The following is a 19,936-nucleotide window of genomic DNA, read 5'->3' on the forward strand; positions in this document are numbered from 1 at the left end:
GACGAGCGCCGGGTATTCGGACAGGCGGTCCACCGGCAACCGGCGCGCCGTGCCCAGATCGGCTGCCCAGGGCCTACGCGTCGCGAAATGCCGGCTGACGCGCCTCACGCCTTGGCATCAGGCCGCGGCTCTCTCCACGCCGCAACGGACGATCGCCGTCTGCGGCACGTGTCGCGCGGCCTGCGCCGAACCCTCCGGGCCGCCGAGCCGCAAGGCTCCGCCGATACCCGACCGCAGCATCTGGTTGACATCCTCCCGCGGCATCGGCTTGCCGAACAGGTAGCCCTGGCCGAAATCGCAGCCCTGGCCCGAGAGCCAGTCCACGCTGGCATCCGTCTCGATGCCCTCGGCGGTGGTCACGAGCCCGAGGCTCAGGCCGAGCTTGATGATCGCGTCGACGAGCTTGGCGCGCTCGTCGCTCATGGTGATGGTGTCGACGTAGGAGCGGTCGATCTTCAGCTTGTCGAACTTCAGCTCGCGCAGGTGGTAGAGGCTCGAGTAGCCAGTGCCGAAATCGTCGAGCGCGATGCGCACGCCGAGGTTCTGCAGGGAGGTCAGCGTCGTTCGGGCCGCCTCCAGATCCTGAACCAGGGCGCTCTCGGTGATCTCGACCTCGAGGCGCGACGGGGCGAAGCCGGTCTCGGCCAGGATCGCGAGGATGCGTTGCGCCAAGCTGCGGTCCTGGAACTGCTGGGGCGCGATGTTGATGGCGATCTGCAGGTGCGAGGGCCAGTGCAGGGCATCCTGGCAGGCCTGGCGCAGCAGGTGGTAGCTGAGATCGGCGATCATGCCGGTCTCCTCGGCCACCGAGATGAACTGGTCGGGGCTGAGCAGGCCGCGGGTGGGATGGCGCCAGCGCGCCAGCACCTCCAGGCCGACGCAGTCGCGCTCCGGCAACGTGACGACCGGCTGATAGAAGGGTTCGATCTCGCCCTTCAGAATCGCCTCCCGCAATTCGGTTTCGAGGGCGGCGCGCTCGCGCAACTCGGTATCCATGGCTTCCTCGAACACCCGGAAGATGCCGCGTCCCTCGCGCTTGCCCTGATACATCGCCAGATCGGCCGCGTGCAGGAGCGCATCCGCATCCGCGCTCTCGCAGGAGACCAGCGCGATGCCGATGGTGGCGCCCACCTTCACCTCGCTGCCGTTCCAGGGGATCGGGGCGGACAGGCTGGTGATGGCCTGCTGCGCCAGGCGCTTCAGCCATTCGCTGCTGCCGGTGAAGCTGACCAGCACCGCGAATTCGTCGCCGCCCAGACGCGCCACGATCCCGTGCGCGGGCGTCAGGTGTCGCAAGCGCTCGGCGACCGCACAGAGCACGGCGTTGCCGGCAGCATGTCCATAGATGTCGTTGACCGGCTTGAAGCGGTCGAGATCGATCAGCAGCACGGCCGCGCGCTCCCGAGGGTCGACGGGGCTGCGCAGTTTGGTCACGGCCTCGACGAACAGGCGGCGGTTGGCCAAGCCGGTCAGCGCATCGTGGCGGGCGCTGGCCTCGGCCTGTTTTGCTGCCGCATCGCGTTCGAGCATGGTCCGGCGCAGGATCAGCGACTTGCGGATGCTGGCGCCGAACAGGGCGAACCCCATGCAGTTGGCGAGCATGACAAGGTCGAGCAGTCCGTGGCTGAGGATGAAGGCGTTCGCGACCTCGAAGGCGCCCAGGACGTTTCCGAGCAAGCAGCAGCCGGCGCCAATCACCAGCAGGCAGAGCGTCTCGTAGAGCTCACCCTGTCCCCAGGATGTCAGTCGCGCGCGTGCCATGAGCAGGGTCCCTCGTGGCGTTGTTGGTAGGACAGGGTTCGATAAGACCGGGTAAAATCTAGGCTGCCCGTGCCTCGCAGGAGGGGGTGACGGCGGCTTGGCCAGATCCCGGTCGCGGCGGAGGGGTGCATACCCTCTCAGGCGCGGCGGTCGGACCTCCGGACGGGTTCTCGCAACGGCCCACAGCACGGTCCTCGTGTTCAGTCCGGTACCGGAAGGGTGGCCGGCTGACCGCTCATCGTGCCAGCAGGGAGTCGGGGTCGAGGCCCGCCCAGGGGGAGGGCGTCAGGCCGTCGGAGCCTGCAAGCCGCGGTTGATCGCCGATACGCTGTCGGACGCCGAGCGCATGCTTGCCGAGATCTCGCTGGTGACCGCGTTCTGCGCCTCCGCGGACGCGGCCACCCGCATCACGACCGCCTGCACCGACGTGAGATACCCCAGAGCCTTGAACGCAGGCTTAATCGTCACACACGGTTTCAGCTTGGAATAAAATGAAAGACGTCATTCCGGGCTCTGCGCCGCCAATGCAGCCGGGACGCACGCGATCCGCAGGGCTGAGATTGCAAGGCCGCTCGGGTCGCCATGGCGGCGATCGTCGGATGGCACCGCATGCCGGGACCGGCAGGCGCCCTGAGCTGGGCAGTCCCGCGAAACGCGGGCCGGTCGTCCGGCAACGGCGCCTTTGTCATCCGTGAGGGCGATGCGCTCGCCCGGACGGAGCGTCAGAGGTACTCCACCCCGAGCTCGTTCGGCTTTCGCCAGACGACCTGCACCGGGGACAGGTTCTGGGTTTCGCTCACGACGAGATCGAAGCGGTCGGGGATGCCCAGCACGCTCGGCACACTCAAGCGCGCGCCGCGCCAGGACACATCCAGGATACGGCACTGGATCGGCTCGCTCATCGGAATGAGGATGCGCGCGCGGACGCTCGCCTGCAGGCGTTCCTCTCGTCTATTCTCACGCATGGCGTTCTCTGGAGATTCTGGAGATAACGTGCCGTCGCCACGGCATCCAAGAACAGATGGACGGGTGCATCATCTCGTCCGCGGTTGCCGCTGGACCTCACACCTGCGGGTCTTCAGGCGCGCCGGGCCGGCGGACCCGTCCGAGGCGGCGTCGACGCCGAGCCGCGTCAGGAGGTTGCGGATGAGGCGGATCATCGTCCGGTCATCGTCGGCGACGACGATTGACATGCTGAGGTCGAGGGCCATGAACGGACGCGCCACGGATTGACAACGAGAGATCGAACGTCGTCCGATGTCTACTATAGAAAGACGTTTGGGCGGTTAAAGCCCATCCCTAACTGGCGCTTACTTCGCCTGTAGAAGCCGCTCAAAAGCGATGAATGCGCGCATGTCTTTGCCCGACCGTGTTCGGCCCATGGTGGCAATCTGCGCATTCCAACGCGCTCTCGACCTGCCACCGAGCCCGATAGCGGGGTTGGTCCTGCCGCGCGCCGGTGCAGGACACCCGCGCGCATCGGAGTTCCAGGACGAACGAGGCGCGGCCGTTCCCGGAAAGCGAGGTCCGCCCCGGTCAAAGCTTCAACCCCAGGCGCGGCCAGTGACGGTCGGCGATGGCGACAGGCCTCGACGGAGCCGTCACCGGACCTCGGCGGTCGCCGCCCGGTTCGCGCGGGGATAGGTCTGAGAGTTGCGTGCCCCGGATGGCCATGCGTGCGCCGGTGGGGGTAAGCGGATGGCCCGGAGCGTGTCATGGCTGAGCCGAGATCAGAGGTGACACGCTTCGCGCAACCGGGAGGCCGCAGGTCGTGAGTTCGCCAGCCCTCGCGCCCTGCGACCTGATTGCGGCGCGGGTGGCGCAGGCGAAGCCCTGCCGTCACCCGACCGCGACGCTCGCCGCCGCGATCCTGGGATCGAGCCTCGCGTTCATCGACGGCTCGGTGATGAACGTGGCGCTGCCCGCCCTCGACCAGGCCCTGGGCGCCGGCGCCGAAGGGTTGGCGTGGCTCGTCAACGCCTACCTGCTGACGCTGTCGGCCTTGATCCTGCTCGGCGGCGCGCTCGGCGACCGCTACGGACGCCGGCTCGTGTTCCTGGCTGGCGTCGGCCTCTTCCTCGCAGCCTCGCTCGCCTGTGCGCTCGCGCCGTCGCTCGCGGCGATCCTCGCCGGCCGGGCCGTGCAGGGCGTCGGCGCGGCGCTGCTCATGCCCAACAGCTTGGCCCTGCTCGGTGCCGGTTTCGAGGGCGAAGCCAAGGGTCAGGCCATCGGCACCTGGGCCGGGGTCGGCGCGCTCGCCGCGGCGGTCGGGCCGGTGCTCGGCGGATGGCTGGTCGAAGCGGCCGGCTGGCGCAGCATCTTCCTGCTCAATCTTCCGATCGGCGCCGCAGCGATTTGGCTCGCTTGGCGCTACGTCCCCGAGAGCCGCAGCACCCGGCCAGGCGCCCGGCTCGATACGCCGGGCGCGTTCCTCATCACGGCCGCGCTGGGGGCGCTGACCTTCGCGCTCACGGCCGCCGCGACGCCGGACAGCGCCACCGGCTGGGTCGCCGCCTCCGGCCTCGGTGGCCTCGCCCTGCTGGCAGGCTTCGGCTGGGCAGAGGTCCGGCGCGGTCGCGACGCCCTGATGCCGCTGTTCCTGATGCGCGATCCGAGCTTCGTCGGCGTGACGCTGCTGACCTTCTTCCTGTACGCCGCACTCGGCGGCCTGCTCGTGCTCCTGCCGTTCGTGCTCATCCGGGCCGAAGGCTACGCCCCGGTCGCGGCAGGTGCCGCCATGCTCCCGGTGCCGATCCTGATCGGGCTCGGCTCGCGCGTCATGGGCAGGATCGCCGCGAAGGTCGGGGGGCGCCTGCCGCTCGGGCTGGGCGCGATGATCGTCGGCTTCGGTCTGGCCCTCTACACGCGCATCGGCGCGGGGGATGGCTCGTATTGGACCGAGGTGCTGCCCGCGACCCTCGTGGTGGCGGTCGGGATGGCCGTCTGCGTCGCGCCGCTCACGACGACGGTGATGGCCTCGGTCGATGCCGACCATGTCGGCGCGGCGTCGGGCTTCAACAGCGCCGTGGCGCGCATCGGCGGGTTGATCGCGACCGCCCTCCTCGGATTCGTCTTCGTCGAACAGGGCACGCGGGAGGCGCTCCTGGCGCGTGCGCATGCCGCGGCCCTGGCCGGTGCCGCCGCCGCGGCACTGGCGGGGGTCTGTGGGTTGATCCTGATCCGGCCCCCTGCATCGGAGCCGAGGCGAGGCTGATCCTGGTCGCGTCGCGGGAATCCGAGGACCGCCTGCGGGCGCCCACCCGGCCGGGCTTCCGGAGACCCGTGGTGCCGAGAGCCCGTTGGTGCGGGAAAAGGACAATCCATTTGCGGCCGGGGCAACCGGGCCGTCGGAACCGCGTTCGCGAATCGCCGTATCCGGATGGCCGAGACCTGTGCGCTTCCTTCGGGGCCCGACGCGTTCACTGGGAAGAGGGGCCGTCCGCTCTCGCGGTGGAGCCTCTCCAAAGCAGGCGTTCGGCCTTCGGCTTCGACCCGCCGGGGGGCGAACGGGACTGTTTCACGGGCGAGTTCGCCCGCGCCCCCATAGAGGCCGTCGTCCTCCTCGGGTGACGGGCAGGCCCCGCGTCACGAAAGTCCCCCCGCTTCCCCGCTCCGAGACCGAGACCGATGCAAAACCCGATCGCGTCGAACCTGCGTGCCGCCGCCGAGGGCCTCGTCGCGCTGGTGGCGGCCTGCAACCGGCGACGTCTGCCGGGGACGCAACACCCCTTCGTCGTCGGCGTCCACGCGCCGATGCACGAGGAACTGACGCTGCGGGACCTGCCCGTGACCGGGACGATCCCGGCGGGGATCGAGGGGCGCTACCTCAAGATCGGCGCCAACCCCGCCCGCCCGACGCCGCGCGGCCACGACTGGTTCCTGGGCGACGGCATGGTGCATGGTCTCCGCATCGGGGGCGGCAGGGCCCTCTGGTACCGCAACCGCTGGATCGGCTCGCGCGCGGCCTCCGCAGCGATCGGCCGACCCGCCGCGCCGGGGCCGCGCCGGGGCGACGACACCGTCAACACCAACGTCGTGGAGATCGGCGGCCGCGCGTTCGCCGTGGTCGAGGCCGGCAGCTACCCCGTCGCGCTGTCCGATGACCTGGAGGGGCAGCACTACGATCCATTCGACGGGACGCTCGCCGGCTCCTTCACCGGACACCCGCATCGCGATCCGGAGACCGGCGAGACACATGCCATCGCGTATGACGGCCGCATCTGGGACAGCGTGCGCCACGTCGTCATCTCGCCCGCCGGTCGCGTGGTTCGCGACGTGGCGATCCCGGTCGAGCACGGCCCCTGCATCCACGACTGCGCGATCACGGCGCGCTTCGCGGTCGTGCTGGACCTGCCCGTCACCTTCTCGATGCGGGCGGTCCTGGCGGGTCACCGCTTCCCGTTCCGCTGGAACCCCGCCCACCGCGCCCGTCTCGGCCTGCTCCCCCGGCATGGCACGGCCGCCGACATCGTGTGGTGCGCGGTCGAGCCGTGCTTCGTCTTCCACGTCGCCAACGCCTACGACGAGGCGGACGGGCGGGTGATCCTCGACGTGATCGCCTACGAGACGGTGTTCGCCTCGGCCGGCGGCGGCTTGGACAAGCCGGGTCGGCTGGAGCGCTGGATCGCCGATCCCGCGACGGGGCGGGTCGACCGGCAGGTGATCGACCCCGCGGCGCAGGAGTTCCCCCGGATCGACGAGCGCCGCTTCGGGCGGCGGCACCGCTACGTCTACACGGTCTCGGTCCCGCCCGACGGCAACACGCAGCTCGTCGGAGCGACGCAGATCTACAAGCACGACCGCGCCACGGGGGAGCGGCGCGTCCACGCGTTCGGCGCCCACAGCGTCCCGGGGGAGTTCGTGTTCGTGCCGGCGGGACCGGAGGCTGGCGAGGACGAGGGGTGGCTCGTCGGGCTCGTCATCGACACGGCGCGCGACACGACGGACTTCGTCGTCCTCGACGCGCGCGCATTCGAGGCGCCGCCCGTCGCCACGGTCCATCTCGGGCATCGGATCCCGCCAGGCTTCCACGGGAACTGGTTTCCAGACCCTAAGGCCGGATGACCGCCGCCAGCCGATCCGGACGCCGGTGCACCGTCACGTGCCGCAGAAGGTGCGGTAGCCCGTCCCGCCGCCCTCCGGGGCCTGGGCATAGCGGGCGTAGACCGGCTGATCCTCGTAGGGCCTGGACAGCACCGCCGACAGCTCCTCGAACGGGCCGAAATCGCCGCGCTCGACCGCCGCCGCGATCATCGCCTCGACGCGATGGTTGCGCGGGATGAAGGCCGGGTTGACCGCGCGCATCGCCGCCGCCGTCGCCGCGGGGCCCCGGCTTCCCTCGGCCATCCGCGCCCGCCAGCGCACGGCCCAAGCGTCATACGCGGTCGGGTCGACGAACAGGTCGCGCACCCGGGCGTCCGCGTCCGGCCCCTCGGCCGCGTCGCACAGGGAGCGGAAGGTCAGGGTGAAGTCCGCCTGGTTCTCCGCCATGCGTGCCAGCAGGTCATCCGCGAGCCCAACATCGCCGTCCCGGTCCCCGGACAGCCCGAGCTTGCGCGCGAGGCCGCCGTGATAGGCCACCTCGAAGCGCGGGCCGAACCCGGCGAGCGCCGCCTCGGCCGCCTCGACCGCTTCCCCGTCGGTCTCGGCCAGCACCGGCAGCAAGGTCTCGGCCAGACGCGTCAGGTTCCACAGGGCGATCCCCGGTTGCCGGCCGTAGGCGTAGCGTCCATGCGCATCGATCGAGCTGAAGCTCGTGCGCGGGTCGTAGGCATCGAGGAAGGCGCAGGGTCCGTAATCGATCGTCTCGCCGGCGATCGACATGTTGTCGGTGTTCATCACACCGTGGACGAAACCGACGCGGAGCCAGGCCGCCACGAGGTCGGCCTGGCGGGCGACGACACCGTCGAGCAGCGCCCGGTAGGGATGCTCCGCGGAGGATGCCTCCGGATAGTGCCGGGCGATGACGTGGTCGGCGAGCGCCCGCACCGCCTCGGTGTCGCCCCGGGCGGCGAAATACTGGAAGGTGCCGACCCGGATGTGGCTGGCCGCCACGCGGGCGAGCACCGCCCCGGGCAGCCGGGTCTCGCGCAGCACGGGCTCGCCGGTGACGACCGCCGCCAGCGCCCGGGTGGTGGGGATGCCGAGTGCCGCCATGGCCTCGCTCAGGAGGTACTCGCGCAGCACCGGCCCGAGCGCCGCTCGCCCGTCGCCGCGGCGGGAGAACGGGGTCGGACCCGCGCCCTTGAGCTGGATGTCGCGGCGGCGCCCGTCACGGTCGACGACCTCGCCGAGCAGGACGGCGCGCCCGTCGCCAAGCTGCGGCACGAAGTTGCCGAACTGGTGCCCGGCATAGGCCGTCGCGACCGGATCGGCGCTGTCCGGGACCTCGTTTCCTGCGAGCATCGCCACCCCGGCGGGGCCGGCGAGCCAATCCGGGTCGATGCCGAGGTCTGCCGCCAGCGCGCGGTTCAAGCGGATCAGGCTTGGGGCGACGACGGGGGTCGGGGTGCGCCGGACGAAGAAGCGCTCCGGCAAGCGGACATAGCTGTTGTCGAAGGGGATCGCAGTCATGATCGGGAGCTATGGACGATCGCGCTGGCGGACAAGCGCAGTCCGGTGCGCCGGTCAGGACCTATGCGCCAGGGGCGCGCCGCCGCGCCCGCTTCCAGGCCAGTGCCGGCGTGAGCCGAGCGATAGCCATGCGCGCCACGACCGCTGCGCGAGGCCATGACGGTGGTGGGCCAGCGCGTCTTCCACGGGCTGCCCGGCCTTCCCGGCCCGCCGCACGAGTCGATGCTGGCTCGGCACACGGGGTGACCTGCCCGTTCTCCGCCCGAATCTCGATCGTGCGACGCTGAAGCAATCGTGCGACGCTGCAGCAGAGGCCGGCATCCCCCGACGGCGCCCCGGGCGCTCTCGCTACAGGCGCAGCACGCAGGTCCGGCGTTCCAGCGTCAGCCCCGATGAGTTCGGTCCAAGCAGGGTTTTCGTGAGCTTCGCGGCAGAACACTTCCGGCCGGCAGCGGTTCTCCCGATATCCGCCACCAGCTCGGGGTGCCCGATGCCGCGCTACACCGTCGACACGGATGACGACTCGCGTTTCGTCGCGGGTGACGAGGACGTCGCGTTCGATTGCCCGCACAGGGCCAGGGCAGAGGCACACAAGGTGCTGGGCGCCATGGCCAAGGAGGTGATGCCGGACGGTGACGGCAGGGTGCTCAGGGCCATCGTGCGTGACGAGCAGGGGCAGGAGGTGTACGCGGCTCGGCTGACGCTGGAGGGCGCATGGACGGTGTCGCCGCCCGACGACCCGGCCTCACCCGGCCGGTAGCGCCAGCCCGTCCTCGGGCTCGGCGGATCCCGCAAGTCCACATCCCTGCCTCGGCCCTGCAGCCCGCGCCGGCCTGAACGAGCGGGCGCTCGGCGCCATTCCTTGACAAGCCGACGAGCGCCGCGCGCCCTCCAGGCGAGGCGGCCGTCCCGCGTGCGGGCCCGGCTCGTCCTTGCAGGCGATCTGTCCCGGAACGCCCGAGACGTGAGCCGATCCGTCGTTCCCGCGCGGGGCTTCGAACTCCGTCAGGATCGAACCGCTTCATCGGCGATCGTGACAAATCTGCAACTCCGTGATGCGCCCGACCTGAAAACAGGCTTTTTAACAGGCGAAAGGAATGATCGAGCGCTTAAACCGCTCGACTCGTCCGAAATGATGACGGAAAAATTGTCTTCGCTTCACGCTGGCGGACGAACAAAGACACCCTGGCGCTCAAGGGCAGACGCGACGAGAGCATGCGATGGCGACCTATACCTTCAGCTCGCCCGGCATCGGCGGCAACCCGGCCTTCTCATTTTCGGTCTCGGGGGATCCTGCCAGTATCTCCCAGCCCAATGAAGTGGGCAATTCGGAGGTCATTAGCGGCTTCGTACTGACTGGCGCAACGGGAACGATCAACGGGCAAAGCGTCTCGCTTTACACGAATGGAAATACAATAATTAATGACGTCAAGGGCTCGTCGACCGCAAGTCCGATCAATTTCAACAACATCATCAAACAGTCCACTACCGGCGATTTCGGTGGTCCAGCGTCGCACGGTGTTGACGGACTCGGCCTGCTCCTACAATCAAGCACAAATTTATACAGTTTCGCTTTCGACGGCACGCGCTTTAACATCAACACGTATTCTCCGACCGGCGTGTTTCAAAGCCAATCGGCGTATTCGCCCGCGAGCGTCACCTCGGATGCCCCCTGTTTCGCGTCCGGCACGCGGATCCGCACGGCCCACGGCGACGTCGCGGTCGAGGATCTGCGCGTCGGCGACCTCGCGGTCACGGCGTCGGGTGAGCAGCGCCCGATCCGCTGGATCGGCTCGCGCCGCCTCGATTGCCGCGACCACCCCGATCCGGCCGCCGTCATGCCCGTGCGCATCCGGGCCCACGCCCTCGGCGAAAACAGGCCCGCGCGCGACCTGGTGGTCTCGCCCGCGCATGCCGTCGCCCTCGACGTGGTGGGCGAGGTGCTGGTGCCCGCCACCGCGCTGGTGAACGGGGCCACCATCGTGCAGGAGGACGTCGACAGCGTCACCTACTGGCACGTCGAACTCGACAGCCACGACATCCTCCTCGCCGAGGGCCAGCCCGCCGAGAGCTACCTCGACGTGGGCAATCGTGGCTTCTTCGCTCAGGGCACAGTGATCGACCTTGCGGCGCTGCCGGATCATGACTTGGCGGCCGCCCGCACCGATGCCGCCTTCTGCCGGCCCCGCCATGAATGCGGCGCCCTTGTCGAGGTGCTGCGCGCGCAGGCCCGCCTGCGGGCCGAGGCCCTGGGCTGGAGCCTCGTTGCGCACGACCCCTGGGCGGACGTGCATTTGGAGGTCGACGGCGCCCGGCTGCTCCCCAGAGCCCGCGGCCTCACGGCCTGCTTCGTGCTCCCAGCCGAGGCCAGGGACATCTGGCTCGTCAGCCCGGTCAGTGTCCCCTGCCATGTCGGCACCAACCCGGATCGGCGCGCGCTCGGGCTGTGCGTAGCGGCCCTGTCGCTCAGCGACGGCTTCGGCGCGGCGCGCAGCGTGCCCCTCGACGATCCGTCGCTGGGCGAGGGCTTCCACGCCCTGTCGCCGGGCCATCGCTGGACCGCGGGCCGCGCGCGGCTGCCGGCCGCTTTGCTCGAGGGACTGGAAGGCGCGGTGTTCCTGCGCGTGGATCTGGGCGGACCGCCCGTGCCGCGCTGGGTCGGGCCAGAGCGCGCCGATGCGGCGGATGCGGCGGAGGCAACGGGCGGCCACCGGCATCTCGTCGAGGAGGCCGCCTGATGATCAGGTCTGCAGGCTAGGAGCGCTCCCGCCCCGATGGCCCCCGCGCGGTGGTGCCCCTGGCATCATCCCGCCCGCAACCCGGCACCTCTTGGATGCCGTCCGCGGACCCGTCCCAAGTTCCGGCCCAAGTTCCGGCCCAAGCCCCGTCCCAAGTCCCGTCCCAAGTCCCGGCCTGCACCCCATTGTGCCGGCGCTCGATCGGGCCGATCGATGGGCCCTCGTCCTCGGTGGCGAACGCCTCGTGCGAGGGGGCCGGCCCGGCGACACCCGAAGGCGGCGCGTCCTGGCCGGCGGTGGCGCGCGCCCTGCCGATAGCCCCAGCCATGATCGGGCCAAGCGTTGCTCTTCCGCGCGGATGGGCGCACAGTCGGTCATCGCTGACTTCGACCCCGGCTGCCAGCGCCAGAGAGCTGCCTGCGCTCCCGCCTCACCCCGCGGAGTGCGGCTATGCCTCGCTACTTCTTCGACGTTCATGACGGCGTTCTGCGGTTCGACGAGATCGGCACCGAGTGTGTCACGTTGACGGAGGCACGCCTGGAGGCACTGCGGCTCCTGCCGGACCTCGCACGGGCTCAGGTCGAAGGTGACAGCGACCGCCATACCTACACGGTGCTGGTGACCGATGAGGATCACCGTCCGGTCTACTCGGCCACCCTGTCGCTGACGGGCGTGTGGCTGATCCGCTGACGCTCGGCCTGTGTCAGCACCAGCACGGGCGGGGTCGCAGCCCTTGCTCGGTTCGGTCAAATGCCGGAGACGCACAGTGTTCGGGCGGTCGAAAACGTCCCTGCAGGTTTTACGCTGATATTTTCGATCAAAACGTCAGTGCTATAATCTGATCACCCGGCAGGGCAACGCGCTGGTGATCGACGCCTGGAATGACCTCGTCCGCGTGGCCGAGTTCGATCCGACCTACCTGCACTTGACGCGGCGCTCGGCGGCCCAGGCGCGCTGAACTGCGTGAGGTGGGGCGCGAGGCCGGATGTCACGGCCTGACGGTGCTTCCCTCCAAGCGTCGGCCCGCCCGGCGACCGCCGCGGTGGGTTTATCCCATGCCGGTTGCAGCGATGGCATCGGAGGCCTGGGCCGGGCCGCAACGCGCCATGGCCGCTCGCGGGAGCACGACGCCTGTCAGGCACCCCGGATGACGGATCGTGCCGCCCGCATGTCTGTCCGCCGGAGCGCCTGTGGTTGGCCGAAGGGCTCTCCCGGGCTGAGAAGCGTCGCGGGGGCGGGGCCACCGTACCGGTGACCCCGTGTTCCGGCGCCCGTTCGCGCCGGGTTCGGGCCTCGCTACTGCGCCGTGGCCCACTCGTCCTTGGCCTGCGCAGCCGTCCGGTTCAGGCGTACTGCGCCGCCATCGACCGATGCAATCGAGTCGACGTGGATGTAGTGGTGCCGACCTCCGGCATCGGGGTCGGTCCGGGTCAGCTTGATGCGCTGATCCTCCAGATGGTCGATCGTGCCCACATGCACGCCATCGGAGCCGAGCACCGGCATGTGCTCCTGGATCTTGCTGGTATCGATCATCGCAGGTCCCCTCACGCGGCCTTCGGCCGGCTTCCGCCGCGGCCCCTGCCGGTGCCCGTGGTCTCGGGCGCGCCGTCCTGCTCCGCGTCGGAGCCCGTGCCCTCGACATTGATGCGCTCGGCGATCTCGGAGAGAAGCTGATCTGTCTTCTTCTCCTCCTGCAGGGTCTCATCCAGCAGCTTGGCGGCATCCTCGTAGCCAAGCTGGGAGGCCCAGGTCTTGAGCGTTCCGTAGCGCGCGATCTCGTAGTGCTCCACCGCCTGAGCGCAGCCAACAAGGACCGCATCGGCCGCCGGGCCCTCGCCGAAATCTTCCAGATCCTCTTCCATCTCGGCGGTCAGGCCCTGCATGGCCTCGCACGTCTTGGCGCGCGCCGGCTTTCCGAGGATCTCGAAGACCTGCTGCAGGCGCTCCACTTGATTGGCGCTTTCCTCGGCATGCGTCTCGAATGCCTGACGAAGGTCCTCGTTCTCGGCTGCCTTGGCCGATTTCTTCAAAGCGCGAACGGACTGTCTTTCCGCATAGAGCACATCTTTGAGCGTCTCATAAAAAGCGTCTTGCAAGGTCTTTTGCTTACCAGCCATGTAATATCGCCTTCAATTTCCTGACACATCGCCGACCGAGAGGAAATTCAGCGATCGGAAGTCTCAGCAAAACGTGGCTGCGGATGGCGGGATCCCGAGATAATTTTGGGTCTGGCCGCAAAAATGCGGGAACCCCAGCGGATGTATCGCCGACAGATGATTAAGGCCATGGGACAAGACCGCGGCGAGCGGGTCGGGCGGGGATGGGCGCTCCCGTATCCGACGACCTCCGGGCGGCGATCGAGCCGCTTCGGCCGCCCGAGCCTGAGCTGACAGGCGGTGGGCCGTCGGTCGTCCCCTCGGACAGGGCCTCCCCGCCCGTCTCAGGCCGTAGCAGCCTTGTCCGACCGACGCGCCCGAACCGTCGCGAGGAAATGCTCGGCGGCAGGGCTTAGCCGGTCCGGGCGCCAGACATACCAGAGTTCGGCGACGGCCCCCGCGTCCGAGAAGGGCCGGTAGCACACGCCCGGCAGGGCCACGCAGGCGCTGCTCTCAGCCACGATGCCGAAGCCCTGCCCGGCGGCGGCCAACCCGAGGACGCCCGTCACGCTCGAGACGCGCCAGCGGACATCCAGCTCGATGCCGGCCGCGGTCGCCATATCGGCGGCGATCCGCATGATCCCGCGATCGTCGGGATCGTTGAAGCCGACCATCGGTCCGCCGACGAGTTCGGTCATCGCGATGCTCCGGCGACCCGACAGCGGGTGCCTCTCGGGCAGGACCGCCACCAGACGCTGCCGGGCGCCGGGCATCGACCGGCACGCGCTCGGCAGGGCGACCGGCGCACGGATCAACACCACGTCGAACTCGCCTGCCATCAGGGCGCCGATCAGTCCGGTGATGCCGTCCTCCCGCAGGGCGATGCGAAGGTCCGGCAGGGCCTGATGCAGCGATCGGAGGGCCTCGGGAAAGCCGGGCTCGAACATCGCCGAGGCGACGTAGCCGATGGCCAGCCGGCCCAACTCGCCGCGGGCGATCCGTCGCGCCTCCTCGGCCGCCTCGGCGTGAAGCCGCAAGAGCTTCACCGCCTCGATCCGGTACGCCTCGCCGGCGGAGGTCAGGTCGATGCCGCGCTTGCGTCGGTGGAACAGCCGAACGCCGAGGCCCTCTTCCAGACCCCGGATCTGCTGGCTCAGGGCCGGCTGGGCGATGCCGATCCGCTCGGCGGCCCGGCCGAGGTGAAGCGTCTCGCACACGACGAGGAAGGCGCGCAGGCGGCGCAGCGAGGCGGCGACGAGGTCATCCATACGCCGAAACTTATCAAACAGCCTGGATCGACGCCATAGATGCGCTGGACCGTCGAAGTCATTGTGCAGGCAGCCAAGCCTCTCCCGAGGCGGACGGAACCCAGCAGGAGGGCCGAGAGCGATGACGAGTCTCCGTCATGCCATCAAGATCGACGCACCGAGGCTCGTCGTGTTCGAGGCCATCTCCGAGATCCGCGAGATCGCGGCTTGGCATCTCGGCGTCGTCGAAGGCGCGCTCGCGGTCGGGCAGGCGTTCTTCCTCGTCCCGAAACCCGGGCTCCGCTTCGGATGGCGAACCGACGAGATCAGTCCCGGCGCGTTCCTGCGTCAGACCTGTATGGCGGGGCCCGGCACGTCGCCCGGCAAGGTGGTGACTTTCGCCCTCGCGGACCTGCCCGAAGGCGGCACCCGGGTCGATCTCGCCGACGGCGTCTGGCGTCCGGAGGATCCGCATCTGCCCTTCTGCAACACTCGCTGGGGCGAGGTGCTGCACCGCCTCAAGGACCACGTCGAGCGCGACCGCAGCTAATCGCCATCCCGGGAGTTCAGCCATGACCAAGACGCCGACGGACTTCCATGTCCTCGAGCCGGGCGCGCCCAATCCCCAGGGCTGGACCGTCCCGCCCATCGACGACCTGCGCTCGGCCATCGCCTACCTGAAGACGTTTCCGGGCGAGTACATCGAGACCGACCGGGAGGTCGATCCGAAGGCGCAGCTCGCCGGCGTCTATCGCCATATCGGCGCGGGCGGCACCGTGATGCGCCCGACCCGCATCGGCCCGGCGATGACCTTCAACACCCTCAAGGGCTATCCGGGCGCGCGCGTCCTCGTCGGCCTGATGGCGAGCCGGCGCCGCGTCAGCCGTCTCCTCGGCGCGCCGGAGCGCGACCTCGCGCTGCAGATGGGCGAGGCGCGCAAGACCATCGTCCCGCCGGTGACGGTGACGGCGAAGGAGGCGCCCTGCCAGGAGGTCGTGCATCGCGCCGACGACCCGGGCTTCGACCTGCGCACGCTCCTGCCCGCGCCGACGAACACCGCCGAGGACGCCGGTCCGTTCTTCTGCCTCGGGCTGGTGCTCGGCAGCGACCCGGACGACCGCGACGACGTCGACGTGACCATCCACCGGCTCTGCGTGCAGGGCCGGGACGAGCTCTCGATCTTCTTCGCGCCGGGCCGGCACATCGACGCCTTCCGGAAGAAGGCGGAGCAGGCGGGCAAGCCGCTCGCCGTCTCGATCAACATGGGGCTCGATCCGGCCATACCGATCGGGGCCTGCTTCGAGGCGCCGACGACGCCCTTCGGCTTCGACGAGCTCTGCGTGGCCGGTGGTCTCCGCGGCCGGCCGGTCGAGCTGGTCGAGTGCGTCAGCGTCGCCCAGAAGGCCATCGCCCGGGCCGAGATCGTCATCGAGGGCGAGATCCTGCCCAATGTCCGCGTCGCCGAGGATCAGAACACCGGCACGGGCTGGGCCATGCCCGAGTTCCCCGGCTATGTCGGCCCGGCCAACCCGAAGCTGCCGGTCATCAAGGTCAAGGCCGTGACGACGCGGAAAGACCCGATCCTGCAGACGCTGGTGGGGCCGGGCGAGGAGCATGTCAGCCTCGCGGGCATCCCGACCGAGGCCAGCATCTACAACGCCTGCTCCGACGCGCTGCCGGGTCTGGTGAGGAACGTCTATGCCCACAGCGCGGGGGGCGGTAAGTTCCTCGCGGTCCTTCAGGTGGCCAAGACCAGCGCCGCCGACGACGGCAACACCAAGCAGGCGGCACTGATCGCGCTCGCCGTCTATCGCGAGCTCAAGAACGTCATCCTGGTCGACGAGGACGTCGACCTGTTCGACACGAACGACGTGCTTTGGGCGATGCAGACCCGCTACTCGGGCGACCTCGACACGATCTTCGTGCCGGGCGTGGCCGGCCACGTCCTCGATCCCTCGCAGACGCCCGAGTACGACCCCCGCGTCTCGACCAAGGGCACGACCACCAAGACGATCTTCGATTGCACCGTGCCCTTCAAGCTGAAGGAGCACTTCGTCCGGGCGCAGTTCGAGGACGTCAATCCGCGCCCCTTCGCGCCCGAACTCTTCGCGGAGGCCCGGTGATGGCATCGCCCCGCAGACTCGTCGTCGGCATCACCGGCGCGACCGGCATCGTGCTCGGCATCCGTGCCCTGGAGATGGCCCGCGACGCCGGCATCGAGACCCACCTCGTCGTCTCCCGCGCAGGCGAGATGACCCGGGAATACGAGACCGACCTCTCCCGCGACCAGCTTCGGGCGCTGGCCGACCACGTCCACCCGGTCAACGATGTCGGCGCCAGCATCGCCAGCGGCTCGTTCCGCACCATGGGGATGCTGATCGCGCCGTGCTCGGTGCGCACGCTCGCCGAGGTCGCCACCGGCGTCACCACGACGCTGCTGACGCGAGCTGCCGACGTCGCCCTCAAGGAGCGCCGGCGGCTGGTGCTGATGGTGCGGGAGGCTCCGCTCCACGCCGGCCACATCCGCAACATGCTCGCGGTCACCGAGATGGGCGGCATCGTCCACCCGCCGGTGCCGGCCTTCTACACAAACCCGACAAGCGTCGCCGATATTGTCGATCACTGCGTCGCGCGCGCCCTCGACTGCTTCGGCATTCCGGTGCCGGGGCTGAAGCGCTGGGGCGAGCCGGAGGGCGACATCGAGACCGAGGCGACGCCGCCCGGACGCGTCGCCGCCTGAGGCCTGTCCGGGATGGGCGGAACACGACGATGGCGGGCAGGACCTCCGGCCGGCCCGGACGCTGGGGTGGCGCGCCGCGCTGCCCCGGTCCGCCGCGCGACCGAGCCCGCTTCGGCAGAAACGGATTGAGATGATGAACCGACGCAGCTTCCTCGGTGCGCTCCCGGCCGCAGCCCTCGCGGCGGGGCTGAGGCCACGCCGTGCCCTGGCCACGCCGCGCGGCGTCATGCTGATGAACCGGATCGGCCCTTCGTCCTCGATCCTGCACGTCGCCAATGCGGACGGGTCGGAGGCGAGACCGCTCCTGGAGGAACCGGGCTTCGACTACCACGCCGCCTTCTCCGCGGACGGCCGATCCGTGGTCTTCACCTCGGAGCGCAACGGCGACGGCCAGTCGGACCTGTTCGCCGCCAGCGCCGACGGCACGGGCCTCCGCCCCCTCGTCGCGAGCCCGACGGTGGAGGATGCCGGCGTCCTGTCGCCGGACGGCACCGGCCTCGCCTTCGTCTCGACCCGGGACGGAGGGCGCACCAACGTCTGGCTGCTCGACATCCGAACAGGCGCCTTCCGCAACCTCACGGGAGCGCCCGGCATCCAGGGCGATCCGGAGAAGCCCGACGGCTTCTTCCGGCCCGCCTGGTCGCCGGACGGGCGCTGGCTCGCCTTCTCCTCGGATCGCGACACGCCCTGGCGCGGCCACGATGCCGGCCACGGCTGGGAGCACACCCAGGAACTGAGCGTCTACGTGGTCGGGGCGGACGGGCTGGGCTTCCGCCAGCTCGCCGCCCGGCCGGGCTTCTGCCTCGGCTCGCCGAAATGGTCGCCGGACGGGCGGCGGGTCGTGTTCTACGAGATGCCGACCGAGGACACCTGGGGGGCGCGCCGGCCCGAGGGCGTGGCCCGCGTGTCCTCGCAGATCGTGTCGGTCGACGTCGCCACCGGCGAGCGGGTCGTGCACACCGACGGGGCCGGCCTCAAGCTGTTCCCGCAAATCCTGCCCGGCGGCGCGATCGGCTATCACCGCAAGGGCGGTCCCGACGAGGGGCTCGCCTACACCGCCGGCCTCGCGCCGGTGCGGCGCGCGCTGCGCTCGCCCTGCTGGTCGCCGGACGGCGCCCGCGTGCTCTACGAGACCGTGGCGTTCGGCGGTCGCCCGCAGAACAAGCCGCTCTACAGCTGGGACCCGGATTGGGACTACCGCCACACCGACGTGTTCCCGGCGCTCTCCCGCCAGGGCCGGCTCGCGCTGACCGAGAAGGCGCGCAGGTCCTCGATCGTGACGATGGACCCGGACGGCGGGAACCGCCTCACCGTGTTCGATGCCGAGAAGGCCGGTCTCGACCCCGCCCTGATCGCCAAGGGACTCGCCGGGGCCTTCATGCCGGCCTGGTCGCCGGACGGCGAATGGATCGCGTTCGGCCTGGGCTCGTGGTTCCAGGAGCGGCGCCACGGCAAGGCCGTGCTGATGCGGGTGCGCCGGGACGGCGCGCAGCCCGAGGCGCTCACCGACGGCCGCGTGCATTCCGGCTTCCCGAGCTATTCGGCGGACGGAGGGCGGATCGTCTACCGGGTCTGGGGCGAGGGCGAGCTGGGCCTGCGCATCCTCGACCTCGACACCCGCGCGACGACGGTCCTGACGCGGGATCCCGACAACCTGCCGGGCTGGTCGCCGGATGGCAGCCGCATCGTCTTCACCCGGCGCGTCGATGCCACGAACTTCGACATCTTCACGATCCGTCCCGACGGCAGCGACCTGCGGCGGCTCACCAGCCACGGCGCCAACGACGGGCACGCGGTCTGGACGGCGGACGGGCGCATCCTCTGGTCGAGCGGGCTCTACGGGTTCCGCGACGAGGCCGCGCTCTACGACAACACCTTCCAGCCCTACGGCCAGATCTTCGTGATGAGTGCCGACGGATCGGACAAGCGGCCCCTTACCGACAGCCTGTGGGAGGATTCGATGCCGCTCTACCTGCCCGCCGCGTCCGCGCCCCTGCGCGCCGACGCGGTCCGCTGACCCCATCGGGAGCACGCGCCATGCGCCACGCGATCGTCCGCCACCGTCACGAGACCCGCCGCCGCAGCCTGACGGTCGGCCGGGTCGAACCCGTCACGCCGGGGATGCTCCGGCTTCACCTCGTCGGCCCTGACCTCGCCGGCTTCGCGAGCCTCTCTCCCGACGACCACGTCAAGCTGTTCGTGCCCGGCGACGCGGGCGCACGGCGGGACTACACCCCGCGCCGCCACGACCCCGCGGCGGGTGAACTCGCCCTCGACTTCGCCCTGCACGAGGCCGGCCCCGCCACCCTCTGGGCGATGAATGCGAAGCCCGGCGACGTGATCGAGATCGGCGGCCCGCGCGGGTCGATGGTGGTGCCGGCAGACTTCGACTGGTGGCTCCTCATCGGCGACGAGACGGCGCTGCCGGCGATCGGCCGGCGCCTTGAGGAGATGCCGGCGGACGTGCCCGTCACCACGCTGGCGGCGGTCGCCGGGCCGGGCGAGGAGCAGCGCTTCGAGACCGCCGCCGCGCACCGCGCGCTCTGGGTCCACCGGCCGCTGGTGCGCGCCGACGATCCGGCGCCGATCATCGCCGCCCTCGACGGCCTCGTGCTGCCGGCGGGCGACGGCTTCGTCTGGATCGCCGCCGAGGCCGGGGTCGCGCGCGCCGTGCGGGCGCGCATCCAGGCGATGGGCCATCCGCCGGCTTGGCTCAAGGCGAGCGGCTACTGGAAGAAGGGCGTAGCCGACGCCCACGAGAAGATCGAGGAATAAGCTCCA

17 protein-coding genes and 1 pseudogene are annotated in these 19,936 nt (G+C 70.1%); 11 read left to right on the forward strand and 7 right to left on the reverse strand.

Annotation, left to right across the window (positions count from 1 at the left end; genetic code table 11):
• Positions 1–117 precede the first annotated feature (117 nt).
• A complete protein-coding gene (locus ACS5RC_RS08380) occupies positions 118–1,761 on the reverse strand; it encodes a putative bifunctional diguanylate cyclase/phosphodiesterase (RefSeq protein ID WP_478343359.1) in 1,644 nt (547 codons plus the stop codon).
• 313 nt (positions 1,762–2,074) lie between these two features.
• On the opposite strand from ACS5RC_RS08380, the gene ACS5RC_RS08385 reads away from it, so the two are divergent.
• A complete protein-coding gene (locus ACS5RC_RS08385) occupies positions 2,075–2,251 on the forward strand; it encodes a hypothetical protein (RefSeq protein WP_478343360.1) in 177 nt (58 codons plus the stop codon).
• 232 nt (positions 2,252–2,483) lie between these two features.
• Here ACS5RC_RS08385 and ACS5RC_RS08390 read toward each other — a convergent pair whose 3' ends face one another.
• A complete protein-coding gene (locus ACS5RC_RS08390) occupies positions 2,484–2,726 on the reverse strand; it encodes a PilZ domain-containing protein (protein WP_478343361.1) in 243 nt (80 codons plus the stop codon).
• A gap of 102 nt (positions 2,727–2,828) precedes the next feature.
• Positions 2,829–2,972, reverse strand: a pseudogene (locus ACS5RC_RS08395) (two-component system response regulator); the annotation flags it as partial.
• Positions 2,973–3,532: 560 nt separating this feature from the next.
• On the opposite strand from ACS5RC_RS08395, the gene ACS5RC_RS08400 reads away from it, so the two are divergent.
• A complete protein-coding gene (locus tag ACS5RC_RS08400) occupies positions 3,533–4,975 on the forward strand; it encodes an MFS transporter (RefSeq protein WP_478343362.1) in 1,443 nt (480 codons plus the stop codon).
• Between the two features lie 413 nt (positions 4,976–5,388).
• Positions 5,389–6,825: an 8'-apo-carotenoid 13,14-cleaving dioxygenase gene (locus tag ACS5RC_RS08405; protein WP_478343363.1), complete on the forward strand. Its 1,437-nt coding sequence runs from the start codon at positions 5,389–5,391 to the stop codon at positions 6,823–6,825.
• 33 nt (positions 6,826–6,858) lie between these two features.
• Here the strand turns inward: ACS5RC_RS08405 and ACS5RC_RS08410 are convergent, their stop codons facing one another.
• Positions 6,859–8,334, reverse strand: a complete 1,476-nt coding sequence (locus ACS5RC_RS08410; protein ID WP_478343364.1) for a protein adenylyltransferase SelO — start codon at positions 8,332–8,334, stop codon at positions 6,859–6,861.
• 490 nt (positions 8,335–8,824) lie between these two features.
• Here ACS5RC_RS08410 and ACS5RC_RS08415 point away from each other — a divergent pair, with 490 nt between their 5' ends.
• The 3 genes from ACS5RC_RS08415 (at position 8,825) to ACS5RC_RS08425 (ending at position 11,762) form a co-directional block, all read left to right on the forward strand.
• The gene (locus ACS5RC_RS08415) at positions 8,825–9,094 is read left to right on the forward strand and encodes a DUF6894 family protein (RefSeq protein WP_478343365.1); all 270 of its coding nucleotides are present in this window, start codon (positions 8,825–8,827) and stop codon (positions 9,092–9,094) included.
• 460 nt (positions 9,095–9,554) lie between these two features.
• Positions 9,555–11,072 carry a Hint domain-containing protein gene (locus ACS5RC_RS08420; RefSeq protein ID WP_478343366.1) on the forward strand — a complete coding sequence of 506 codons (1,518 nt, stop codon included), beginning with the start codon at positions 9,555–9,557 and terminating at the stop codon, positions 11,070–11,072.
• 450 nt (positions 11,073–11,522) lie between these two features.
• Positions 11,523–11,762 (forward strand): DUF6894 family protein, encoded by a 240-nt coding sequence (locus ACS5RC_RS08425; RefSeq protein ID WP_478343367.1) that lies wholly within the window; start codon positions 11,523–11,525, stop codon positions 11,760–11,762.
• 606 nt (positions 11,763–12,368) lie between these two features.
• Here the strand turns inward: ACS5RC_RS08425 and ACS5RC_RS08430 are convergent.
• From ACS5RC_RS08430 to ACS5RC_RS08440, 3 genes are all read right to left on the reverse strand, one after another.
• On the reverse strand, positions 12,369–12,605 hold the full coding sequence (locus ACS5RC_RS08430) for a DUF2171 domain-containing protein (RefSeq protein WP_478343368.1): 237 nt from the start codon (positions 12,603–12,605) through the stop codon (positions 12,369–12,371).
• Positions 12,606–12,616: 11 nt separating this feature from the next.
• Positions 12,617–13,189, reverse strand: coding sequence for a YciE/YciF ferroxidase family protein (locus ACS5RC_RS08435; RefSeq protein ID WP_478343369.1), 573 nt, complete (start codon positions 13,187–13,189; stop codon positions 12,617–12,619).
• Positions 13,190–13,512: 323 nt separating this feature from the next.
• The gene (locus ACS5RC_RS08440) at positions 13,513–14,436 is read right to left on the reverse strand and encodes a LysR family transcriptional regulator (protein WP_478343370.1); all 924 of its coding nucleotides are present in this window, start codon (positions 14,434–14,436) and stop codon (positions 13,513–13,515) included.
• Positions 14,437–14,557: 121 nt separating this feature from the next.
• Between ACS5RC_RS08440 and ACS5RC_RS08445 the strand changes: the two genes are divergently transcribed.
• The 5 genes from ACS5RC_RS08445 (at position 14,558) to ACS5RC_RS08465 (ending at position 19,930) form a co-directional block, all read left to right on the forward strand.
• Positions 14,558–14,965, forward strand: a complete 408-nt coding sequence (locus tag ACS5RC_RS08445; protein ID WP_478343371.1) for an SRPBCC family protein — start codon at positions 14,558–14,560, stop codon at positions 14,963–14,965.
• A 22-nt stretch (positions 14,966–14,987) separates the two neighbouring features.
• Entirely contained in the window at positions 14,988–16,538 is a 1,551-nt protein-coding gene (locus tag ACS5RC_RS08450; protein ID WP_478343372.1) for a UbiD family decarboxylase, read from the forward strand.
• Positions 16,538–17,155: a UbiX family flavin prenyltransferase gene (locus tag ACS5RC_RS08455; protein WP_478343373.1), complete on the forward strand. Its 618-nt coding sequence runs from the start codon at positions 16,538–16,540 to the stop codon at positions 17,153–17,155. The genes ACS5RC_RS08450 and ACS5RC_RS08455 overlap by 1 nt, the downstream gene beginning before the upstream one ends.
• Before the next feature lie 130 nt (positions 17,156–17,285).
• Entirely contained in the window at positions 17,286–19,172 is a 1,887-nt protein-coding gene (locus tag ACS5RC_RS08460; RefSeq protein ID WP_478343374.1) for a hypothetical protein, read from the forward strand.
• A gap of 20 nt (positions 19,173–19,192) precedes the next feature.
• Positions 19,193–19,930, forward strand: a complete 738-nt coding sequence (locus tag ACS5RC_RS08465) for a siderophore-interacting protein (RefSeq protein ID WP_478343375.1) — start codon at positions 19,193–19,195, stop codon at positions 19,928–19,930.
• Positions 19,931–19,936 lie beyond the last annotated feature (6 nt).

This window comes from Methylobacterium sp. HJ2 (assembly GCF_056431005.1).

Coding starts and splice junctions, on each gene's coding strand:
- ACS5RC_RS08455 (WP_478343373.1), top strand. CDS start 16,538: ATGGCATCGCCCCGCAGACTCGTCGTCGGCATCACCGGCGCGACCGGC.
- ACS5RC_RS08445 (WP_478343371.1), top strand. CDS start 14,558: ATGACGAGTCTCCGTCATGCCATCAAGATCGACGCACCGAGGCTCGTC.
- ACS5RC_RS08465 (WP_478343375.1), top strand. CDS start 19,193: ATGCGCCACGCGATCGTCCGCCACCGTCACGAGACCCGCCGCCGCAGC.
- ACS5RC_RS08460 (WP_478343374.1), top strand. CDS start 17,286: ATGATGAACCGACGCAGCTTCCTCGGTGCGCTCCCGGCCGCAGCCCTC.
- ACS5RC_RS08405 (WP_478343363.1), top strand. CDS start 5,389: ATGCAAAACCCGATCGCGTCGAACCTGCGTGCCGCCGCCGAGGGCCTC.
- ACS5RC_RS08415 (WP_478343365.1), top strand. CDS start 8,825: ATGCCGCGCTACACCGTCGACACGGATGACGACTCGCGTTTCGTCGCG.
- ACS5RC_RS08410 (WP_478343364.1), bottom strand. CDS start 8,334: ATGACTGCGATCCCCTTCGACAACAGCTATGTCCGCTTGCCGGAGCGC.
- ACS5RC_RS08430 (WP_478343368.1), bottom strand. CDS start 12,605: ATGATCGATACCAGCAAGATCCAGGAGCACATGCCGGTGCTCGGCTCC.
- ACS5RC_RS08435 (WP_478343369.1), bottom strand. CDS start 13,189: ATGGCTGGTAAGCAAAAGACCTTGCAAGACGCTTTTTATGAGACGCTC.
- ACS5RC_RS08420 (WP_478343366.1), top strand. CDS start 9,555: ATGGCGACCTATACCTTCAGCTCGCCCGGCATCGGCGGCAACCCGGCC.
- ACS5RC_RS08390 (WP_478343361.1), bottom strand. CDS start 2,726: ATGCGTGAGAATAGACGAGAGGAACGCCTGCAGGCGAGCGTCCGCGCG.
- ACS5RC_RS08425 (WP_478343367.1), top strand. CDS start 11,523: ATGCCTCGCTACTTCTTCGACGTTCATGACGGCGTTCTGCGGTTCGAC.
- ACS5RC_RS08380 (WP_478343359.1), bottom strand. CDS start 1,761: ATGGCACGCGCGCGACTGACATCCTGGGGACAGGGTGAGCTCTACGAG.
- ACS5RC_RS08450 (WP_478343372.1), top strand. CDS start 14,988: ATGACCAAGACGCCGACGGACTTCCATGTCCTCGAGCCGGGCGCGCCC.
- ACS5RC_RS08440 (WP_478343370.1), bottom strand. CDS start 14,436: ATGGATGACCTCGTCGCCGCCTCGCTGCGCCGCCTGCGCGCCTTCCTC.